The 18,259-nt window shown below is 32.4% G+C and carries 22 protein-coding genes; 6 read left to right on the top strand and 16 right to left on the bottom strand.

The window, feature by feature from the left end:
* Positions 1–2: 2 nt before the first annotated feature.
* The 7 genes from B0A66_RS08575 to ruvC form a co-directional block, all read right to left on the bottom strand.
* Positions 3–374 (bottom strand): MmcQ/YjbR family DNA-binding protein, encoded by a 372-nt coding sequence (locus B0A66_RS08575; protein ID WP_089049439.1) that lies wholly within the window; start codon positions 372–374, stop codon positions 3–5.
* A gap of 8 nt (positions 375–382) precedes the next feature.
* Positions 383–733, bottom strand: a complete 351-nt coding sequence (locus B0A66_RS08580) for a DUF4260 domain-containing protein (RefSeq protein ID WP_089049440.1) — start codon at positions 731–733, stop codon at positions 383–385.
* A gap of 22 nt (positions 734–755) precedes the next feature.
* Complete coding sequence (locus B0A66_RS08585; RefSeq protein WP_089049441.1) at positions 756–1,157, bottom strand: GNAT family N-acetyltransferase; 402 nt, start codon at positions 1,155–1,157, stop codon at positions 756–758.
* A gap of 120 nt (positions 1,158–1,277) precedes the next feature.
* Positions 1,278–2,063, bottom strand: coding sequence for a cyclase family protein (locus tag B0A66_RS08590; protein WP_089049442.1), 786 nt, complete (start codon positions 2,061–2,063; stop codon positions 1,278–1,280).
* Between the two features lie 30 nt (positions 2,064–2,093).
* Positions 2,094–3,251: a radical SAM family heme chaperone HemW gene (gene hemW, locus B0A66_RS08595; protein ID WP_089049443.1), complete on the bottom strand. Its 1,158-nt coding sequence runs from the start codon at positions 3,249–3,251 to the stop codon at positions 2,094–2,096.
* Positions 3,252–3,256: 5 nt separating this feature from the next.
* Complete coding sequence (locus B0A66_RS08600) at positions 3,257–4,186, bottom strand: DUF6252 family protein (RefSeq protein WP_089049444.1); 930 nt, start codon at positions 4,184–4,186, stop codon at positions 3,257–3,259.
* Positions 4,187–4,225: 39 nt separating this feature from the next.
* On the bottom strand, positions 4,226–4,780 hold the full coding sequence (gene ruvC, locus B0A66_RS08605) for a crossover junction endodeoxyribonuclease RuvC (protein ID WP_089049445.1): 555 nt from the start codon (positions 4,778–4,780) through the stop codon (positions 4,226–4,228).
* Between the two features lie 132 nt (positions 4,781–4,912).
* On the opposite strand from ruvC, the gene B0A66_RS08610 reads away from it, so the two are divergent.
* Together B0A66_RS08610 and B0A66_RS08615 are read left to right on the top strand one after the other, a co-directional pair.
* Positions 4,913–5,857: a lysylphosphatidylglycerol synthase transmembrane domain-containing protein gene (locus B0A66_RS08610; protein WP_089049446.1), complete on the top strand. Its 945-nt coding sequence runs from the start codon at positions 4,913–4,915 to the stop codon at positions 5,855–5,857.
* Positions 5,854–6,957, top strand: coding sequence for a glycosyltransferase family 2 protein (locus tag B0A66_RS08615; RefSeq protein WP_089049447.1), 1,104 nt, complete (start codon positions 5,854–5,856; stop codon positions 6,955–6,957). The genes B0A66_RS08610 and B0A66_RS08615 overlap by 4 nt, the downstream gene beginning before the upstream one ends.
* A gap of 26 nt (positions 6,958–6,983) precedes the next feature.
* Here the strand turns inward: B0A66_RS08615 and B0A66_RS08620 are convergent, their stop codons facing one another.
* Entirely contained in the window at positions 6,984–7,469 is a 486-nt protein-coding gene (locus B0A66_RS08620) for a hypothetical protein (protein ID WP_089049448.1), read from the bottom strand.
* A gap of 244 nt (positions 7,470–7,713) precedes the next feature.
* On the opposite strand from B0A66_RS08620, the gene B0A66_RS08625 reads away from it, so the two are divergent.
* Complete coding sequence (locus B0A66_RS08625; protein WP_089049449.1) at positions 7,714–8,214, top strand: DUF456 domain-containing protein; 501 nt, start codon at positions 7,714–7,716, stop codon at positions 8,212–8,214.
* A 272-nt stretch (positions 8,215–8,486) separates the two neighbouring features.
* Entirely contained in the window at positions 8,487–9,086 is a 600-nt protein-coding gene (locus tag B0A66_RS08630; RefSeq protein WP_089049450.1) for a DUF937 domain-containing protein, read from the top strand.
* A gap of 86 nt (positions 9,087–9,172) precedes the next feature.
* On the opposite strand, the gene B0A66_RS08635 is transcribed toward B0A66_RS08630, so the two are convergent.
* From B0A66_RS08635 to B0A66_RS08660, 6 genes are all read right to left on the bottom strand, one after another.
* The gene (locus B0A66_RS08635; RefSeq protein ID WP_089049451.1) at positions 9,173–10,081 is read right to left on the bottom strand and encodes a pseudouridine synthase; all 909 of its coding nucleotides are present in this window, start codon (positions 10,079–10,081) and stop codon (positions 9,173–9,175) included.
* A 151-nt stretch (positions 10,082–10,232) separates the two neighbouring features.
* The gene (locus B0A66_RS08640) at positions 10,233–11,189 is read right to left on the bottom strand and encodes a geranylgeranylglycerol-phosphate geranylgeranyltransferase (RefSeq protein WP_089049452.1); all 957 of its coding nucleotides are present in this window, start codon (positions 11,187–11,189) and stop codon (positions 10,233–10,235) included.
* A gap of 276 nt (positions 11,190–11,465) precedes the next feature.
* Entirely contained in the window at positions 11,466–12,404 is a 939-nt protein-coding gene (locus B0A66_RS08645) for a mevalonate kinase family protein (RefSeq protein ID WP_089049453.1), read from the bottom strand.
* 2 nt (positions 12,405–12,406) lie between these two features.
* Positions 12,407–12,712 carry a type II toxin-antitoxin system RelE/ParE family toxin gene (locus B0A66_RS08650; RefSeq protein ID WP_089049454.1) on the bottom strand — a complete coding sequence of 102 codons (306 nt, stop codon included), beginning with the start codon at positions 12,710–12,712 and terminating at the stop codon, positions 12,407–12,409.
* Positions 12,712–12,930 (bottom strand): hypothetical protein, encoded by a 219-nt coding sequence (locus B0A66_RS08655; RefSeq protein ID WP_089049455.1) that lies wholly within the window; start codon positions 12,928–12,930, stop codon positions 12,712–12,714. Before B0A66_RS08655 ends, B0A66_RS08650 begins: the two co-directional genes overlap by 1 nt.
* A gap of 29 nt (positions 12,931–12,959) precedes the next feature.
* Complete coding sequence (locus B0A66_RS08660; protein WP_089049456.1) at positions 12,960–14,051, bottom strand: diphosphomevalonate/mevalonate 3,5-bisphosphate decarboxylase family protein; 1,092 nt, start codon at positions 14,049–14,051, stop codon at positions 12,960–12,962.
* A gap of 162 nt (positions 14,052–14,213) precedes the next feature.
* Between B0A66_RS08660 and B0A66_RS08665 the strand changes: the two genes are divergently transcribed.
* Positions 14,214–14,690 (top strand): TspO/MBR family protein, encoded by a 477-nt coding sequence (locus tag B0A66_RS08665; RefSeq protein ID WP_089049457.1) that lies wholly within the window; start codon positions 14,214–14,216, stop codon positions 14,688–14,690.
* Positions 14,691–14,795: 105 nt separating this feature from the next.
* A complete protein-coding gene (locus tag B0A66_RS08670; protein ID WP_089049458.1) occupies positions 14,796–16,154 on the top strand; it encodes an IPT/TIG domain-containing protein in 1,359 nt (452 codons plus the stop codon).
* Between the two features lie 72 nt (positions 16,155–16,226).
* Here B0A66_RS08670 and B0A66_RS08675 read toward each other — a convergent pair whose 3' ends face one another.
* Together B0A66_RS08675 and B0A66_RS08680 are read right to left on the bottom strand one after the other, a co-directional pair.
* The gene (locus B0A66_RS08675; RefSeq protein ID WP_089049459.1) at positions 16,227–16,949 is read right to left on the bottom strand and encodes a hypothetical protein; all 723 of its coding nucleotides are present in this window, start codon (positions 16,947–16,949) and stop codon (positions 16,227–16,229) included.
* A 92-nt stretch (positions 16,950–17,041) separates the two neighbouring features.
* Positions 17,042–18,259: a BaiN/RdsA family NAD(P)/FAD-dependent oxidoreductase gene (locus B0A66_RS08680; protein ID WP_089049460.1), complete on the bottom strand. Its 1,218-nt coding sequence runs from the start codon at positions 18,257–18,259 to the stop codon at positions 17,042–17,044.

Genomic DNA, 18,259 nt, shown 5'->3' on the forward strand with positions numbered 1-18,259 from the left:
TCCTAATTTTCTAATTCAATAATTTCATTCTGAATTTTCTTTGTCAAACTTTTGAACACCAATTCGTACGAATGATCAATGAGCTCTTTTACTAAAGAAACAGGTAAATTTCCGTGCAAAGACACTGTATTCCAGTGTACTTTATTCATGTGAAAACCGGGTTTTATTTCGTCATATTCACCTCTGAGTTCCTGAGCACGTTCGGGATCACATTTTAAATTTACAGAAGCTTCATTCTTTTCCCATTGCGACAAAGAAGAAAGAGCAAATAGTTTTCCGCCTACTTTAAACACCAAAGTATCTTCATCAAAAGGAAAATGTTCGCTGACACCCTTTTTAGAAAGACAATATTCGTAATACGTTTCTAAATTCATTTCTTTTTCTATTTACCAATTTCACCTAAATGTGTATACTTAAATCCGGTTTCATATTTTAACCCATAACCAAAAGCTCTGTCCATTGCTGAATGCGCCAATAAAATTATGCCAATTAATTGTAACACTTCAATTTTTAGAAAACATCCTGCCAGATATACTAAAATAGCAAGTCCTTTATGGTGAAATACATTATACGAAAAGGCACCCGCTTTATTGCTGATTACATAACCAAGCATCGAGAAATCCGGTACCAAAATAAGCACTAAAAACCACCACCATTGATAATTCAAAAGGCTGAATAAATAAATGCCGAGTAAAAATAATCCTAATTCTTCGAGCTTAATAACTGTTTTCATGTGTTGTTTAGTTTTGGGGTATTTATTTAATTTTTTTCTCCATCATTTTCTCGGGATGTTCCAAAGCAGTGAATTCAAATTTTTGATATAAAAAATGAGCATCGGTAGTAGCTAACCTCCATACTTTTAAATTTTTTAGGGAAGGTTCGTTCATCATGTGTTCGATCAAAACAGATGAATATCCTTTTCCTCGCTGTTCTTCGGTTATAAAAACATCCATTACATATCCAAAAACAACATAATCAGTAATAACCCGTGCAAAACCAATTTGTTTGTCGTTCAGGTAAATTCCAAAACAAACAGAAGCCTCAATTGTCGTTAGAACCTCTTCTGTTGTTCGCGGAGCAGCCCAATAAATGTCTTTAAGAAAGTGCTGAATAAACGGAATATCAAGTTTGGTTTTATCGGTAGAAACGGTGATCATGTTGATTTTAGATTTCTGATTTTAGATTTTAGATTTTTTTGCAGCTTGAAGAATGTATAACTATACTAATTTTTAGATTTCTGATTTTAAATTTTTTTTGCAACTTAAAGAATCTAAAATCTAAAGTCTAAAATCTGCAATTTTATAGATAACTGGTTTGCTTGGACTTGCATCATTTTCAAACGAAGCAATTTGTAAATTCAACAAATAAATACCATTCTCAATTTCCGGAGCTACAAAAATCATTTCGGTTATGGTGGCTTTTAATCGCGCATCAGGATTTAGATTTACAGTATCTTTTACATTCCAAAAAGCTTTGTGTGCCAATAGTTTTCCTTCGTCATGTTCTTTGTCTACACTTGGCAAATCAATTAAAAGATGTTGAATTTCGCTTTCGCGGATGAAAACTGCAGCTTCTTCAGATAAGTAAGGCGGATTTGTATTAGAGTATTTTCTAGACTTCTTATCGTGTTCATTAGGAAGTGTCCTGATAATAAGAGCCGTTGGTTTCGTGTTTTGCAATGCATTAGAAAATTGCATTGCTTTTTCAATCTGACTTTTTATAATAACCAGATCATCGTCAATTTTTTCAGGCTCAACAGTAATTAATACGGCAAAAAAGAAAAACTGTTTTAAGCTGTCATTTATGCTGTAAAACGCATTTGTAATGTGTCCTAAACATTCGGTATGTGTTCCGTGTCCGTGAGGATTAAAAAAAATATTATTGAAGTTGGTCGACGATTTTCCTTCTGAAACCTTTCCAATCCAATCACCAAAGACTACAGGTTCAATAACCGGTTTTTCGATGTACCAGGCAATCGGATTTTCGTCTGTATTCGTTAATGGAATAGAAATGTCAATGGGTTTTGACAAATCGATCTCACAGTTGTTGATTTTTGCTAACACAAATTACAATTTTATGCCTTCGGGCTAATTTTACTCTTCCAAATTTAAGTAAAAGAGATCACTTGCAATTCCATCTGTTAAAAATTTTCCTTTTGGAGTTGGTTTTAGAATATTGTTTTCGATAGAAAGTAAATCATCGTTTAAGAATTTTTGACTTTGTTTGTTTAAATACGCTAGGTAATCCGAACCAAACTCAGTTTCAATTCTTTCTAATGAAACGCCCCAAATGGTTCGTAATCCTGTCATAATGTATTCGTTATAACGGTCTGAGAGTGTCAGTGTTTCAGTTTCTATAGGTAGAATATCTTCCTGAATAGATTTTAAGTAAAGGGAATTATTGGCTATATTCCATCCTCTTTTTTCACCATCATAGCTGTGTGCCGAAGGTCCAATTCCGATGTATTTTTTGCCTAACCAATACGCAGAATTGTTTTTAGAGAAATAACCTTCTTTCCCAAAATTGGATAATTCGTAATGAATAAAACCGTTTTGTTGAAGTGTTTCAACCAAAATCATAAAGTGATTTGAAGCTACTTCGTCTTGTGGTTCAGCAATTTTACCGGTATCAATTAGTTTTTTCAGCGCCGTTTTAGGTTCTATCGTCAAAGCATAACTTGAGATATGTGGAATGCCAAATGACAAAGCTGTTTCAATATTTTTCTTCCACATTTCGTCAGTCAATCCCGGGATTCCGTAAATTAAATCGAGCGAAATATTATCGAAATATTTGGTCGCTTCTGTAAGACAGTTTTTGGCTTCCGCCGAATTATGTGCGCGATTCATCATCTTCAAATCTTCTTCATAAAAAGATTGAATTCCAATGCTTAATCGGTTTATTGGACTTTTAGATAACTCCAAGATTCGTTCCGCAGATAAATCATCCGGATTGGCTTCGAGCGTGATTTCCGGATTTTCAATTACATCGTAATTCTTGTAAACTTCAGCAATTAAGAAGTTTATTTCGTCATTCGTTAGAACAGAAGGTGTTCCTCCGCCAAAATAAATGGTTTCAATTTTGTTGCCTATTTTATTTGTACCAGCAACTTCAAACTCATTTTTACGCGTAGCAATTTCTTTGGCTAAAGCCAAAACCATCTCATCTTTCTTTTTCATAGAAGTCGAAAAATGAAAGTCACAATAATGACAAGCCTGCTTGCAGAAAGGAATGTGAATGTAGATGCCGCTCATTTTTTTTAGTCTAAATCATGACGTTCTTTAAATACACCATCTGTTATGACTATTTTTTCATTAGTAATAGGATCTGTGGCTGTTAGTGAAAAAGTACCAACTATATATTGATTATTTACTTCAGTAATTTCGAGTGTGCCTGTTGAAATAAATTCATTTGGCCCAATATAATAACTTTCCGGCCCAATACTATTGGGATAATATCTTAAAAAATTGACGGTAAAATCTTTAGAGATGTCTGAGTTTTTATTAAAAGTATATTTCCCAATTTTGCGAGTTCCCTTAGGAAAAACAATATTTATGCTATATTCATTGTCTCCATTAATATTTAAGATATGACTTTTTTCGCTTTCAAAAGATGTCCATATGTAACCTAATCCTCTCCAGTTTTGTCCATTTATCTTCATTGTAGTTCCATAAGTTTTCCTAGAATTTAAAGGGTTTTTATCAGAGTAAAAAAGAGATATTGAACCATTTAATTTCTTGTTATATTCATAGATTTGATGATTATAATGTTCGTATAGATTTCCATTAAAGTTTACTTTTATCTTTTTATTTACTTCATCAATATTTTCAATATTGAATTTAAAGAGGTTTTTTGAAAAGTAAAAGGGAGAATATAAGAAATCCTTAAGTGTATTGTCATAAATTGTTGCTGTTAATAAAGTGCCGTCTTTATGAAAATAAAAGGATAGCCCATTTGCTATATTACTTGTAGATGTTGGCTGTGGAAAATCATTAATATCGCCAATTGAAAAATAATCACCATCTCGTACAGCTTTTAAACTTGCAAATTCTAATGGAGTATCATTAAAATTGATTTTATATTCTACAGTTTCATTTTCTTTATTATTTTCATTGTTATCTGAATCAGAAGTACAAGAAGTAAAAAATGCTGAAAGTATTAAGTAGATAATTAGATTTACTTTTTCCATTGATGTATAGTATATTAATTTTTTTAATAAGATAAGTATTTATTTTTTAATTCTTTCCTCGTTCTGTTTTACAAATGCATCCCAGCCACTATAACTTTTCCCGGCAACGATTTTTCCGGAATTAAAGAAATGACAAACTGCTGCTGCCAAACCATCTGTTGAATCGAGATTTTTAGGTAATTCTTTTAAGCCTAAAAGCTGTTGTAGCATTTTTGCTACTTGTTCTTTACTGGCGTTTCCATTTCCAGTAATCGCCATTTTGATCTTTTTAGGCTCATATTCTGTAATCGGAATATCTCTCGAAAGTCCGGCTGCCATTGCAACACCTTGTGCGCGTCCTAATTTTAGCATCGACTGAACGTTTTTACCAAAGAAAGGAGCTTCGATTGCGATTTCGTCCGGATGATGCGTTTCGATTAATTCTATTGTGCGTTCAAAAATGAGTTTTAGTTTTTGATAATGATTATCGTATTTTGAAAGCTGTAACTCGTTAAGCTGCAGAAATTCCATTTTTTTGTTAACGACTTTAATCAATCCGAAACCCATAATCGTGGTTCCAGGGTCAATACCTAATATGATGCGTTCTTTTGTCAAGTTTATTTTTGTTTCAGGTTTACTTCGTGTGTTGGAGTATAGTCCTTAAGCGAAGTTTCAAGTTGCTTTTTTTTGAAAAAACGAATTGTAATTTTCAAATTGTCACGTATTCAAATTGATTACTTTTGCAGCATGATTTCAATTCCTCACAAAGCTAAACAATTCCTTGTTCTTCTGGTCAAACTTTTGATTGTAGGTGGCGCATTTTATTTTATTTACAATCAGCTGGCTAATAACGATCAGCTTAATTGGCAGAAGTTTATTGTTTTATTTCGTAAAAATCAATCGGTTTTAGGAATTGGATTTATTTTATTGCTGAGTGTTTTGAATCGTTATTTTGAGATTTTAAAATGGCAGAATCTAGCCAGTTTACTTCGTGAGATTTCTTTAGGAGAAGCTACAAAACAGGTTTTAGCCGCTTTAACGGCTGGTATTTTTACACCAAATGGAGTAGGAGAGTATGCCGGAAAAGCACTTTATTATCCTAAATCAGAGGCTAAACAAGTCGTTTTTTTGAATTTGATCTGCAACGGAATTCAAATGATCTTAACGGTAGTTTTTGGAATTATTGGTTTGTTGTATTTTAATGCGGCATTTCATGTAATTTCTACCAGAACGGTTCTGATATTAATTGGAGGTTTAGTAGCGTTTTTGGGTGTTTTATTTTCTTTGAAGAAGATAACAATCAAAGGGTATTCGATCGAAAAATTATTGTTTAAAATTAATGAAATTCCGAAAGCAACACATCGCAAAAATATACTCTTAGGGATTTTACGCTACACCGTTTTTTCACACCAATATTATTTTTTGTTTTTGGCTTTTGATGTCGATTTACCTTATGTTACGCTTATCACAACAATTGCTGTGGTATACTTTTTAGCCTCATCATTACCCACTTTTCAGTTTTTAGACTTCGCAGTTAAGGGAAGTGTAGCTATTTATTTCTTCGGAATGTTGGGCGTAAACGAATGGATTGTTGTTTTTATAAGTACACTAATGTGGTTTCTTAATGTGGTGTTGCCTGTAGTAATTGGTGCTTATTATGTGCTGAATTTCAAAACAAAACAAGTAGAATGAGTTTGGTTCTCTATGTCATATTAGCCTTTTATCTAATTAATATTGCATTGCTTATTTATGGCTTTTTTAGAATAAAGAACTTTTATACAACAGATTTAACGCCTCAAACTAATTTTACGATTATCGTTCCATTTCGGAATGAAGCTGATAATCTGCCGAATCTTTTACTTAGTTTTTCGGCACTTCATTATCCCAATGCTTTATTTGAAGTAATTCTTGTAGATGATAGTTCTACAGAGAAAATTTCTTTTTCGGGTTTCAAGTTTAAGGTTTCGGTTATTGATTCTGTTCGTATTTCTAATTCGCCTAAAAAAGACGCGATTACAACCGCAATGCAACACGTAAAAACGGATTGGGTTATTACTACCGATGCCGATTGTATGGTGCCCAAAAACTGGCTTAAAACTTTTGATCAATATATTCAGCAAAATAAGGTTGCTATGTTGGCAGGAGCTGTTACTTATAATGGTAATTCTTCTTTTCTGGATTCTTTTCAACAATTGGATCTAACGAGTTTACAGGGAGCTACAATTGGTAGTTTTGGATTAGGTAAAGCCTTTATGTGCAATGGCGCTAATTTGGCTTATACCAAAGAATTATTCGATCAGCTAAACGGATTTGAAGGAAATGATAAAATTGCCAGCGGAGATGACGTTTTCTTATTGCAAAAAGCAGTTGATTTAGTTCCCGATCAAGTACATTACTTAAAAGCTAAAGAAGCAGTTGTAGCGACAAAACCAACAAAAGATTGGAGATCATTATTTCATCAGCGCGTGCGATGGGCAGCCAAGACAGGTTCTTACCAAAGTCTTTACGGCAAATATCTTGGCGTAACTGTTTTTTTGGGCAATCTTAATTTTGTAATAGGATTTTTGCTTTCTGTATTCGGGATAATAGAACTGCAAAATTTTGTCGTGTTCGCTTTACTGAAATTCTTTTTTGACTTTGTACTTTTAAATTATACAAATGATTTTTTGACTAATAACAGAATAAAAAGCTTGGTCTTGAGTAGCTTGTGGTATCCTTTTTTTAGTACTTCGGTTGCTTTGTACAGCTTATTTGGTTCGTATGAATGGAAAAACAGGCGTTTTGTTAAATAAGCAAAACGAAGTCAGGAAATTCAATATTATTTTTTGCTTCTCTCTTTAACAATGATTGGTAAGAGAAATTGAGTTCTAACCGGAATTCCGCGTTTGATAGCCGGATTTACTTTTGGAAAATCAACTAAACGAGCATGTAAAATGCTGTCTACTTTAGTTTTATCATAACCTACAGAATCTTCAGGAAATAAAGGTTCAAATAACAGTACGGCATTTGGAAAAACAGTTACTTTAAGGTTAATTGTATCCAATTTAGGATATAACATCGAAAGCGTATCAACACTTAATTTATCTTCGATAACTTTTGTCATCACTTCGAAAAAACATTGCTGACGCTGTTTTTTATCGCTAATTTTTTCGCAATTTTCAACAGATGGAAATTCATCAACTTCTTTCCAGTTAATCGCTTTTAATTCTTTTTGGAGTAACTCTTTTTCAGAAGGAATTTGCTTCTCAAAATATTGACAAGAATTTAAAAATAGGAAAACTGAAAAAAGAAAAAAATGCTTCAAGAGTATGGTTTTGAATGAGTGATTAAATAAAGTATAAAAGTACAATTATTTTATTTGAGATTGTTTCTATTAGCGATATTCTTCACGGTTTTTTAAAGTTAGAAACTAATACTTTTTCTTAGTACTTTTATATACCTTATCCTGAATCAAATTGTAAAATACATGAGCTGCTAATTCTTTGAATATTGAGGCTTATGGTTTTGATTAACAGGTTTGTAATGTTTTAATTGAAGAAAACGGTTGTATGGATTTATTATTGTTGATACTGGGCTTTATTTGTGTTATTGTGGGGATATTCGGGAGTTTTCTACCTGTTTTACCTGGTCTGTCGGCTTGTTGGGTTGGCTTATTGTTGCTGTATTTAACGAAAGCGGTAGAAAACAATTATTGGGTTTTGGGAATCACTCTTGTAATTACGATTGTTATAACCGTGTTGGATTATATAATTCCGTCTAAAGGAACTAAAAAATTTGGAGGCAGTTCGTATGGCGTTTGGGGAACTAATATTGGTTTGATAGTTGGAATTTTTGCTCCAATTCCGTTTGGTGTTATTATCGGTCCTTTTGTTGGAGCTTTAATAGGAGAATTAATTTATGATTCAAAAAATCATAGTCGTGCAATAAAAGCGGCCACAGGTTCGTTACTCGGATTTTTGGCTTCAAGCTTCATAAATTTCATGTTTTGTATTATTTTTCTTGGGATATTCGTTACTATTGTCTGGCAGAACAAAAGTATGCTATTCTAAATGTTAAATTATCCTTTAAGCATTTTCTTATTTTTTCATTTTTTATTAAAATTTTTTATTTTTTTTTAACTTTATTTTTTAGTATATGAAGTACTGTGTTTATTGATATTTTTGAATTTTACGGTTAAACAAGTGTTAAATATAACATTTTGTTTATAATATCTTTTTTGGAAGTGTTGATATATTTTATATTTTTATCCGGATAAACGTTGAAAAAGCCCACTTCATCGGTTATTTTGAATTGATTTAAATAATTCTAAATATTTTATGTTATGACTCCAAACCTACAAATCGAATTGAGACGTTTTATTTCTTCTAATGTTGTCTCTAAGTTAAACAAATTTTATTTTGAAAATGATGCTCTTTTAATAAAGGGAATTGATGTTTCGATAGGAACCGTTTTAATGGGTTTGTACAATAGGGCAGAGGAGTCGGAGTTTTATACTAACATAATTTCTTTCGTTCAGACTGATTCTACATTTTATCAGGAAGTCGATTTTACTGCAGGCAGAATTTTATCAGTAGATGATTGTTATCGTATAGAAGGAAACGATATTCTAAAAGAAATTTTCAGCAACAAAAAAGGAAGAATTTCAGAAATGATTTCTAATGAAGTTGGAATTAAAAGTGAAACAGCCAGAGAAATCCTTAACTTTTCTGCATTATTAGTGATCTCTTATCTTAAAAACAACAGTCAATTATTAGATAGTTTGAAGTTGTTGTTAGAAGAACAAAAAAGAGACATTCTGAACAGCATTCCTCCCGGAATCAAAATCATCCTTGGGTTTAATTGTCATGAAGTGGTTGAAGATAAAAACCAGGCTAATTTAGGAAGATCGATCTTCACGCTTTTTGGACACAATTTTTTTTAACCTTTTTCAAAAGAAAAACAGCTGAATAAAAAAAATCCCATTTTACAAAAGTAAAACAGGATTTATAGCAGTTAATTTGTAGCGTTTTATACGTTTTTCAAATTAATGATTTCTTGTTCTGTAAGAAAACGCCAGTTACCTCTTGGTAAATTCTTTTTGGTTAAACCAGCAAAAGAAACACGGTCAATACGTAAAACATCATAGTCAAAGCTTTCGAAAATAGCACGAACTACTTTTACATTAGACGAACGTAATTTAAGGCCAACTTCACTTTTCGGTTCATTGTCGATGTAGCTTACTTCTTCTACAAAAACACGGTGTCCGTCAAGAACTAAACCTTTGCTTATTTTTTCTAAATCCTCAAATTTTAGATTTTTATCTAAAGAAACCTGATAGATTTTTGATGATTTTTGACTCGGTAAAGTAAATTTACGAATCATATCTGTATCATTTGTGAATAATAACAAACCTGTAGTGTTCTTGTCCATTCTTCCAATTGGAGCAATTTTAGATGTAGTAGAGCCACGAACAAGTTCAAGAACGTTACGGTATTCCTGACCTTCGTCAAGAGCTGTTGTAAAGTTTTTAGGCTTATTTAATAAAATGTATTCTTTCTTTTCAGGAGTCAAAACAACACCGTCAAAGTTAATAACATCATTCAATTTTACTAAATATCCCATTTCAGTTACCGGAACGCCATTTACTTTTACGTTTCCAGACTGAATGTATATATCGGCATCACGACGCGAGCACACCCCTGAATTGGAGATGTATTTGTTCAGACGAATTTCGTCTGCAGCTTTTTGTCTTTTTGGAGCCTGATTCTGTTTTTTAATTATTTGCGCCTTTTCTTCTTCAGCGGCTTTAACAGCTGGCTTCACTTTTTTAGGCCCTTGAGCACGCTTTTGCATGGCAGGTTTTGGCTTGTTAGAGTTTGGTCTAGAGCTATTTGGTCGTGAACCGCCTCTTTTATTATTGCCTTCCTTATTGTTCATAAATTCTGTAATTTGTGCAAAGATAGTTTATTCTTGCTAAATAATCTTAAGTTGATTGTTCTTAGATTAATAGCTATGATTTTTTTGATTTTAGAAACTGAATTTCAACTGTTTTTTACATCTATTTCAGTTAACTATTTGAGAATGACAGCTAAGCTTTTAAAAGTAAATTCTTTCCGTGCCATAGTACACTCGGATTAATCAATACAATGCAAAAGACTCCGGAAACAATAAGAAACTTCAATACATTATGAAGACGTAAATAATGTTCTTTTGAGTCCGATTTCCAGAGGTAAATCAATGAAAAGATTAATACCATCAAACAAACGTAAAAATAGATATCCATGTAGCCTACGTCGTAAATATTTATTAAAATATATACCGGAAGTATTGTTAGAATTGTTAGTCCGGTTATGATTCGTTTAGAAATGGTTTCATTGTAAAGTATAGGAATGGTTTGATAGTCGTTTGCCAAATCTCCTTTTAGATTTTCTAAGTCTTTAATCATTTCGCGAATGAGTAATAATAGAAACAAAAACATAGCGTGTGCTGATATAACAGCAAAATGACTTGTATGGTTTTCCAGTTCTTCAAATAAAATTTTATTGTAAAAATAAAGCAGGATAGCAAAAAAAGGAACAACCGCGAGTAGAGCAGAAGTTAAGTTCCCCACGATAACATACTTTTTTATTTTGTGAGAGTAAAACCAAATAAGGAAAATATAACAGGAGAAAAATAAAAAAGCGCGCCATGAAACTATCAATGCTAATAAAACAGCTAAAAAATTAAGGCTAAAGTATACAGATAGTTTTGTTTTCTGGCTCACCAATCTGTCCAGCATAGATTTTGTCGGTCTGTTGATTAAATCTTTCTGACTATCATAAAAGTTGTTGATGATATAACCGGAAGCAATGGTTATGGCAGAAGCAAACACAATTAAAAACAATTTAAAATCCAATAAAATATCCAAAGCTCTTTTATCCGGAGCAAGTATAAAAATGGCAGATAAGTATTGTGCCAAAATAATGATCGGGATGTTATAGCCTCTCACCACAGAGAACAAACTAACAATTTTCATTACTAAAAGTTTGTGCTGTCTGCTTAACATTTTTTGATTTGGGTTTTTAAATGAGAGCGTAATTTAAGATTTTTAAATTGAGAATCAGAACTCTTAAAGTTTATTTTATGATTTTTTATTGAGTAGCTAGTCTAATTTTCTGACACAAATAAAGCTTCTACAGTTATGACTTTAGCTTCTTTACTACAAAAATATTAGGTTTATTTCATCAGCTTTTTTTTGCTTCTGTTTTATAAAAATGCAAAAAAACGCAGTCTGTACTACTTAATATAGATCAGAAAAGATTTGTGATAAATTTTTAGAACCTTAAAATTGATAAACGACCTCTAATTTGTAGTCTTTCAAAGATGCTTTAGCACGCTCTAAATCTTCTGTAAAGCCTAGGATATAGCCTCCGCCTCCAGAACCACAAAGTTTAAGATAGTAGTCATTAGTGTCAATTCCGTTTTGCCAGATTCCATGAAATTGTTCCGGAATCATTGGTTTGAAATTGTTTAAAACAACTTTTGAAAGTTTCTTGGTGTTAGTAAACAATGATTTCATGTCACCACGTAAAAAGTTTTCTACGCAGGCATCAGTATGTTTTACAAATTGGTTTTTAAGCATAGCACGGAAACCTTTGTCTTTTAGGTTTTCCATAAAAATATTCACCATCGGAGCCGTTTCGCCTACAATTCCAGAGTCTAATAAAAAAACAGCACCTTTTCCGTCAAAACTTTGAGTAGGGATACCGGTTGCTTCAATATTATCTTTTGAATTAATTAAAATCGGAATGCTTAAATAGCTGTTTAAAGGATCTAAACCAGAACTTTTTCCGTGAAAAAAACTCTCCATTTGAGCAAAAATATTCTTTAATTGTAACAGTTTCTCGCGAGTTAAATTCTCTAAAACTGTTATTTTATCTGTTGCATATTTGTCATAAATAGCTGCTACAAGAGCACCGCTGCTTCCAACACCGTAACCTTGCGGAATACTAGAATCAAAATACATTCCAGTTTCAACATCATTTTTTAAACTTAACAAATCAAAAGTAACCAATTCAGGTTGTTCTGTTTGTAAAGCTTCAAGATAAGTGCTGTAACGTCTTAGACTTGAATTTGATGCTATTGCTTCTGTCGAAGGATCTTCAATTTTCTTCAAAGCACCATTATAAAAATTATAAGGGATAGAAAGTCCTTTAGAGTCACGAATAATTCCGTATTCTCCAAAAAGTAATATTTTTGAGTAAAATAATGGTCCTTTCATATTTATGTTATGTCTTTCTTAATTTTATTTGGATGTTGTCTTGTGTCGAATAATGTTATTATTTCAACTCTTTTTGTATTGAATTTATAATAAATTGTTGTTTGTTTTGACAAGACGCATTTGCGATAGTTTTTATTTAGTTCTGATTTGGGAAAAATTTCAGGCTCTATTTGTATTAGATAAATTACTTTGTCGAGATTTGATATAAATTTATCTTTTACTTTTTTGGACCATTTAATTTCCATATAATCAAATAATTCAAATAAACTTTTGTTAGCATTTTTTGAAAAAATTATCGTTCTTTTCATTAACGAAATTTTTTCATCATTTCTTCATATTCAACAAATTCTCCACGTTCAATCTGTCTTTCCCCTTCTTTAATTTCTTCTTTTTGTGTCTCAGTTAAATCATCCCACCAATCTTTTTTCTTTTTCGAAAAAATTTTCCTAATAGAATTTATAATCGTCGGATCTTCAGTTTCTACCAGCTTTTTTATTAATTCAAGTTTCTCTAATTGAATGTCCATAATCAAAAATTTAATTAAAGATACAAAAATTATCCTTTCGTTGCACCATCTCCAATTTCGTCGCAAATGTACTGACCATTCTGGCAAAATACAACTAATTCGTCCTGAATAAATTGAAGAATTTTATCGCTAACGTTTTCGGGATAAAGTACATGCACATTTGCACCGGCATCTAATGTAAAACAAACCGGAATTTGTGTCTCATTTCTAAACTTCCAGATCGCATTAATGATTTGTAATGTATTCGGTTTCATTAAAATATAATACGGCATTGAAGTCATCATCATGGCATGTAAAGTCAGTGCTTCACTTTCGACAATTTTAATGAAATCCTCTAAATTTCCATTTTCAAAAATAGTAATCAGCTGATCTAAGTTTTCATGTGCTTGCGCAAAACGTCTTTCGGCATAAGGATGATTGTGCATCAAATCATGACCAACTGTGCTCGAAACTTGTTTTTCACCTTTATCTACTAATAAAATGGTGTCTTGATAGTTTTTGAAATTATCATGAATTGTATACGGAAATTCTACACCAAACAAATCAGAGCTTCCCTGAATGTTTTTTTGTTCTCCCCAAGCTACAACATTTCCTTTTACACTTCTACAGGCACTTCCTGAGCCTAATCGTGCTAAAAAGGATGCTTTTTGATAGAAATAATCGTCTGTCATTTGAGGATTCAAGGCTTTCTCTAAACTCATGAAATTCATTGCCAAAGCCGCCATTCCAGAGGCTGAAGAAGCAATTCCCGAACTGTGCGGAAAAGTATTTTGCGTATCTATTGTAAAATGATATTCCTTTAAAAACGGGAGATAAATATCAATTCGTTCTAAGAATTTTTGAATCTTTGGTTTAAAATCTTCTTTAGGTTTTCCTTCAAAAAGCAGATCAAACGAAAAATCATTCTGTGAAGTCGAATTGTCTTTCTTGGCAAAAGCTAATTTCGTGATTGTTTTGCAATTTTTTAAAGTCAAACTTACGGATGGATTTGCCGGAATTTGATTTTCTTTTTTCCCCCAATATTTCACTAATGCGATATTACTTGGAGCACTCCATTCGAAGTTTCCTTTTTCAATTATTGAAGTATATTTTTTTGGAATAAAATCAGCTGCTGTAAACATGAATCATAAAATTTTGGCAAAGATAGTTTTTAAATTCAAATAAAAATTCTCACTTATAATTCAACGTAATAAATTCTAAGTCACGCCAACATTAGAATGAACTTACAAAACTTTTATGGTATAACTTTTCTTTTAACTATTTTTGAATAAAAATAAAGTAAGATGAATAAGATAACTAAAATTGCAATTGCTCTAATCGTTTGTTTAGTGGTAGGATATTCTGCCAGTATTGTAACAAGACCAAGTGTTGAAACTTGGTATCCAACTATTGCAAAACCTGTTTTTAATCCGCCTAACTGGATTTTTATGCCCGTTTGGACGATACTTTATATTTTTATGGCTGTTGCCGCCGGTTTGGTTTGGGATAAAATCAAGGAAGATAATGAAGAAGTAAAAAAAGCATTAGGTTTTTTCATCATTCAGTTGACGCTGAATGCAATTTGGTCTTATTTGTTTTTTGGTTTAAAAAATCCAATGTTAGCTTTGATTGAAATCGTGATTTTATGGTTGATGATTTATGAAACCTACTTAAAATTTATAAAAATTAATAAAACAGCAGGTTATTTATTGGTGCCTTATATTGCCTGGGTAAGCTTTGCAACTATTTTAAATGCGAGCATTTGGTGGTTAAACCGCTAAAAGCAGGGGTTAAACGTTGTTAATATTGTGTTAATAACAAAATATTTAATTTTCAGGAATGATGTTAATTATGGCTTAATTTGTCAAAAAATTAATATAAGCCCCATGAAATCTACAAAATTTATTTTTGCTGCACTCTTATTTACTTTAGTATTCAGCAGTTGCAGTAGTGATTCAGATCCTGAACCAGTAAAAGAAGTCGTTGTTCCGCCAACCGTTGTTCCTCCTGTTACACAGCCTGTACTTGAAGCAAAAATTACCGCTTTCTCTAAAAATTATGGTGCTCCAGGTGATGAAGTTACATTAACCGGAGAGAATTTTACAGACAAAATCGAAAACATTCAAGTAACATTTGATTCGACTCCTGCAAAAATTGTATCAGCAAGTGCTACAGAAATAAAATTTATTCTGCCTGCTACTACATATTTAGTTCCAGTTCTGAATTTATCTATTACCAATACTAAGATTACCAATACAGTAAAGAATCTTTATAATGGTAATATTGCAGTTTTAAATCCGGTTGTGCCAGGTGCATGGACTGTTTTAGCAAGTCCTTCTGATAATAACGGATCTGTAAACAGTATTCAGATACTTGATAACAGAGCAATGTATTATCATAGTGAAAAAGTGATTACTTTCGATGGTACCACAGGATCTTATTTTTATGTATATCGCTCTCTGGACGAAGGTAAAACATGGAAGCAATGGACAGAAACTGCGAGCCCGTACGGCTTGCCTTTTCACGCTAGTACAAATGATACAGGATGGTCTCTGTATGGTGTTGGTTCCATTTACAATTTATCTGTTGGAGGAGAAGAACGTACGAAGCTATTTACAAACAATTCTTTTATTAGTTCAATAGTTTCAAATGACGATTTGAGTACCGGTACTGTTGTTACATTAAACGGACAGGTTTATAAAAGTACAGACGGCGCTAACTTTACAAATGAATACACGATGTCTGGCAGTAATTACGGAGTGGGATATCCTACGGCTTCTGTAGGTACAGATCATATCTGGGTAGGAGGAAGTAAAGGAACAACTTTAAATGACGGGTTTGCTATGTTGCCTTTCCTGCTTTACAAAAAAAGTGCAGCTGATGGATGGAAAGAATTATTTTTTAGCAATACGGAAAGAAATACTGTTTTTTCAGATATGCAGTTTGTAGATGCTAATTTTGGATTTGCATTATTTGAAGGGACGAACTTTTCTACCGTTTTAAGAACAAGTAATGGTGGTGATTCCTGGACTGAAGTTGATAAAACGCATAAGTTTAGAAAAATAACTTTTAAAGACGAATTAAATGGTTTTGCTACGCAAGGCAATATTATTTATAAAACTACGGATGGAGGTCTTTCTTGGTCTGTAGATTATACCCATGATGAAGATATCATTAATATAAAATGCAAGAACAATGTAATTTGGGGTGTTTCTAAATCTAAAATTTTAAGACGCTACTTGTAAACAATAACTACAAATTTGGGATCGCTGTATTCAGGAATATTTTCTTGAATACAGCGATTTTTTTATGCTGAATTAATTAGTCACATCTGATTTAAGTTCTTTAAACATTTTATGCTTTGCGTATAGAAAATCCATTGTCGTTAAAATGTTACTGTTTTCTAAAAGTCTTTTTGATCTGGGATCTGCATCGCAAAACTCAATAAAAAGTTCTTTTTCTTCGGGTTTCAACTTTAAATCTTTGATGAAAAAATCAGCAGGACATGTACTTCGGATTAATTTTTTGAAATCAGATTCTGTTTCATCTTTTTTCTTTTTTCCTCCCCCAAATGATTGCTTAGCAAACATGCCGTTAGGTATACTGCCGTCTTTGTATCCCGTGATGTAACGCGTTAAATTTTGGTCTCTTTTATCCACATCAATTTGACTGATAGCTTCGTGATCATACTTTACAGGCTCAAATTTTATTGTTGTAATTACTACTTCATCCAATTCTTCTGCCTTCAGAATCATATCGACTACTAAATTATCAGTGTCAATATTTTCCTGTGTTATTTTGAATCTTTTGAAAAAATAATCTTTGGAGAAAAAAAGCAAACTATCTTTTACATTCACTAAAATAGAAAAGTCTCCCGTAGCATTTGTAGTAGTACTTGTCAGAGCTGTTTTATTAATCACTTCAACGCCTTTAAGGGCTTTGTTTTGTGACATTACTTTACCGTGAAGCACTTTTTGAGTTTGCGATACACTGAGCTGATAGGTAAATAAAGAAATTGTAGTAAGTAATTTTACTCTCATTTAGCTGTATTAAGTTGAGTGTAAAATTATTAAGATTGTCTTAATGAAAACCTATAGAATATGTAAAGTCTTGTTAATTGATTACCGTCAAATTAGTTTGAATTTATATTATTCGCTACAATAAAACCACTTGTCCAAGCATTCTGAAAATTGAAACCTCCCGTAATAGCGTCGATATTGACAATTTCGCCTGCAAAATAAAGATTTTGGTGTAGTTTGCTTTCCATAGTTTTAAAATTGATTTCTTTTAGATCAATTCCTCCTGCAGTAACAAATTCTTCCTTAAAAGTACTCTTACCATTAACCTGAAATTGTGCTTTTGTCAATTGAGAAGCCAGATTTTGTAATTGTATTTTAGATAAATCCGCCCATTTCGTTTCTGCTTCAATTGCTGAAGCTACAACCAGACTTTCCCATAAACGATTAGGGAAATCAAAAGGAGATTTTTTTGAAACCGCTTTTTTGGCGTGTTCCTGTTTTAAATCTTTTAGTATTTTTTCAGCATCTTCTGTATCAACATCATTCAGCCAATTTACAAAAATGGTAAATTGATAGTTTTTGTCAAATAGAATGCGGGCTCCCCAGGCAGAAAGCTTTAGAATTGCAGGACCGCTCATTCCCCAATGTGTAATCAATAAAGGTCCGGTAGATTCTAATTTGGTGTCTTTTACCGTTACAGTAACTTGCGCTGCAACACCTGGTAATTCTTTTATTCGGGAATCTTTGATATTAAAAGTAAACAGAGAAGGAACGGGGCTTACCAAAGCATGTCCCTGCGCTTGAAGCATTTCCCATATTTTAGGATTGCTTCCTGTTGCCATGACCAGTTTTTCTGTAGCGTAGTTTTCATCCTGTGTATCAATTTTCCAATGATTTTCGGCTTTAAAAATAGATTGCACACTTTGTCCGGTAAGTACTTTGATTCCTAATTTTGATGTTGCTTCCAGAAAGCAGTCAATAATAGTTTGTGAGGAATTCGAAACTGGAAACATTCTTCCGTCATCTTCAATTTTTAATTCCACACCATGTTTTTCGAACCATTCGATAGTATCTCCGGAACAAAACTGATGAAAAGGTCCCCGAAGCTCTTTTTCGCCACGCGGGTAAAATTTGACTAGTTCATTAGGTTCAAAACAGGCATGTGTTACATTGCATCTTCCGCCACCGGAAACGCGAACTTTAGAAAGGACTTCTTTTCCTCTTTCTAAAATGGCAATTTTTAGTTTCGGATTTTTCTCTGCAATATTAATTGCTGTAAAAAAACCTGCAGCGCCTCCGCCTACAATAATGATGTCGAAATTTTTAATCAT

The organism is Flavobacterium hercynium (assembly GCF_002217285.1).
In the GTDB taxonomy this organism is placed as follows: domain Bacteria; phylum Bacteroidota; class Bacteroidia; order Flavobacteriales; family Flavobacteriaceae; genus Flavobacterium; species Flavobacterium hercynium.

Coding starts and splice junctions, on each gene's coding strand:
- B0A66_RS08575 (WP_089049439.1), bottom strand. CDS start 374: ATGAATTTAGAAACGTATTACGAATATTGTCTTTCTAAAAAGGGTGTC.
- B0A66_RS08580 (WP_089049440.1), bottom strand. CDS start 733: ATGAAAACAGTTATTAAGCTCGAAGAATTAGGATTATTTTTACTCGGC.
- B0A66_RS08585 (WP_089049441.1), bottom strand. CDS start 1,157: ATGATCACCGTTTCTACCGATAAAACCAAACTTGATATTCCGTTTATT.
- hemW (WP_089049443.1), bottom strand. CDS start 3,251: ATGAGCGGCATCTACATTCACATTCCTTTCTGCAAGCAGGCTTGTCAT.
- B0A66_RS08600 (WP_089049444.1), bottom strand. CDS start 4,186: ATGGAAAAAGTAAATCTAATTATCTACTTAATACTTTCAGCATTTTTT.
- B0A66_RS08610 (WP_089049446.1), top strand. CDS start 4,913: ATGATTTCAATTCCTCACAAAGCTAAACAATTCCTTGTTCTTCTGGTC.
- B0A66_RS08615 (WP_089049447.1), top strand. CDS start 5,854: ATGAGTTTGGTTCTCTATGTCATATTAGCCTTTTATCTAATTAATATT.
- B0A66_RS08625 (WP_089049449.1), top strand. CDS start 7,714: ATGGATTTATTATTGTTGATACTGGGCTTTATTTGTGTTATTGTGGGG.
- B0A66_RS08630 (WP_089049450.1), top strand. CDS start 8,487: ATGACTCCAAACCTACAAATCGAATTGAGACGTTTTATTTCTTCTAAT.
- B0A66_RS08635 (WP_089049451.1), bottom strand. CDS start 10,081: ATGAACAATAAGGAAGGCAATAATAAAAGAGGCGGTTCACGACCAAAT.
- B0A66_RS08640 (WP_089049452.1), bottom strand. CDS start 11,189: ATGTTAAGCAGACAGCACAAACTTTTAGTAATGAAAATTGTTAGTTTG.
- B0A66_RS08645 (WP_089049453.1), bottom strand. CDS start 12,404: ATGAAAGGACCATTATTTTACTCAAAAATATTACTTTTTGGAGAATAC.
- B0A66_RS08650 (WP_089049454.1), bottom strand. CDS start 12,712: ATGAAAAGAACGATAATTTTTTCAAAAAATGCTAACAAAAGTTTATTT.
- B0A66_RS08655 (WP_089049455.1), bottom strand. CDS start 12,930: ATGGACATTCAATTAGAGAAACTTGAATTAATAAAAAAGCTGGTAGAA.
- B0A66_RS08660 (WP_089049456.1), bottom strand. CDS start 14,051: ATGTTTACAGCAGCTGATTTTATTCCAAAAAAATATACTTCAATAATT.
- B0A66_RS08665 (WP_089049457.1), top strand. CDS start 14,214: ATGAATAAGATAACTAAAATTGCAATTGCTCTAATCGTTTGTTTAGTG.
- B0A66_RS08670 (WP_089049458.1), top strand. CDS start 14,796: ATGAAATCTACAAAATTTATTTTTGCTGCACTCTTATTTACTTTAGTA.
- B0A66_RS08675 (WP_089049459.1), bottom strand. CDS start 16,949: ATGAGAGTAAAATTACTTACTACAATTTCTTTATTTACCTATCAGCTC.
- B0A66_RS08680 (WP_089049460.1), bottom strand. CDS start 18,259: ATGATTAAAAATTTCGACATCATTATTGTAGGCGGAGGCGCTGCAGGT.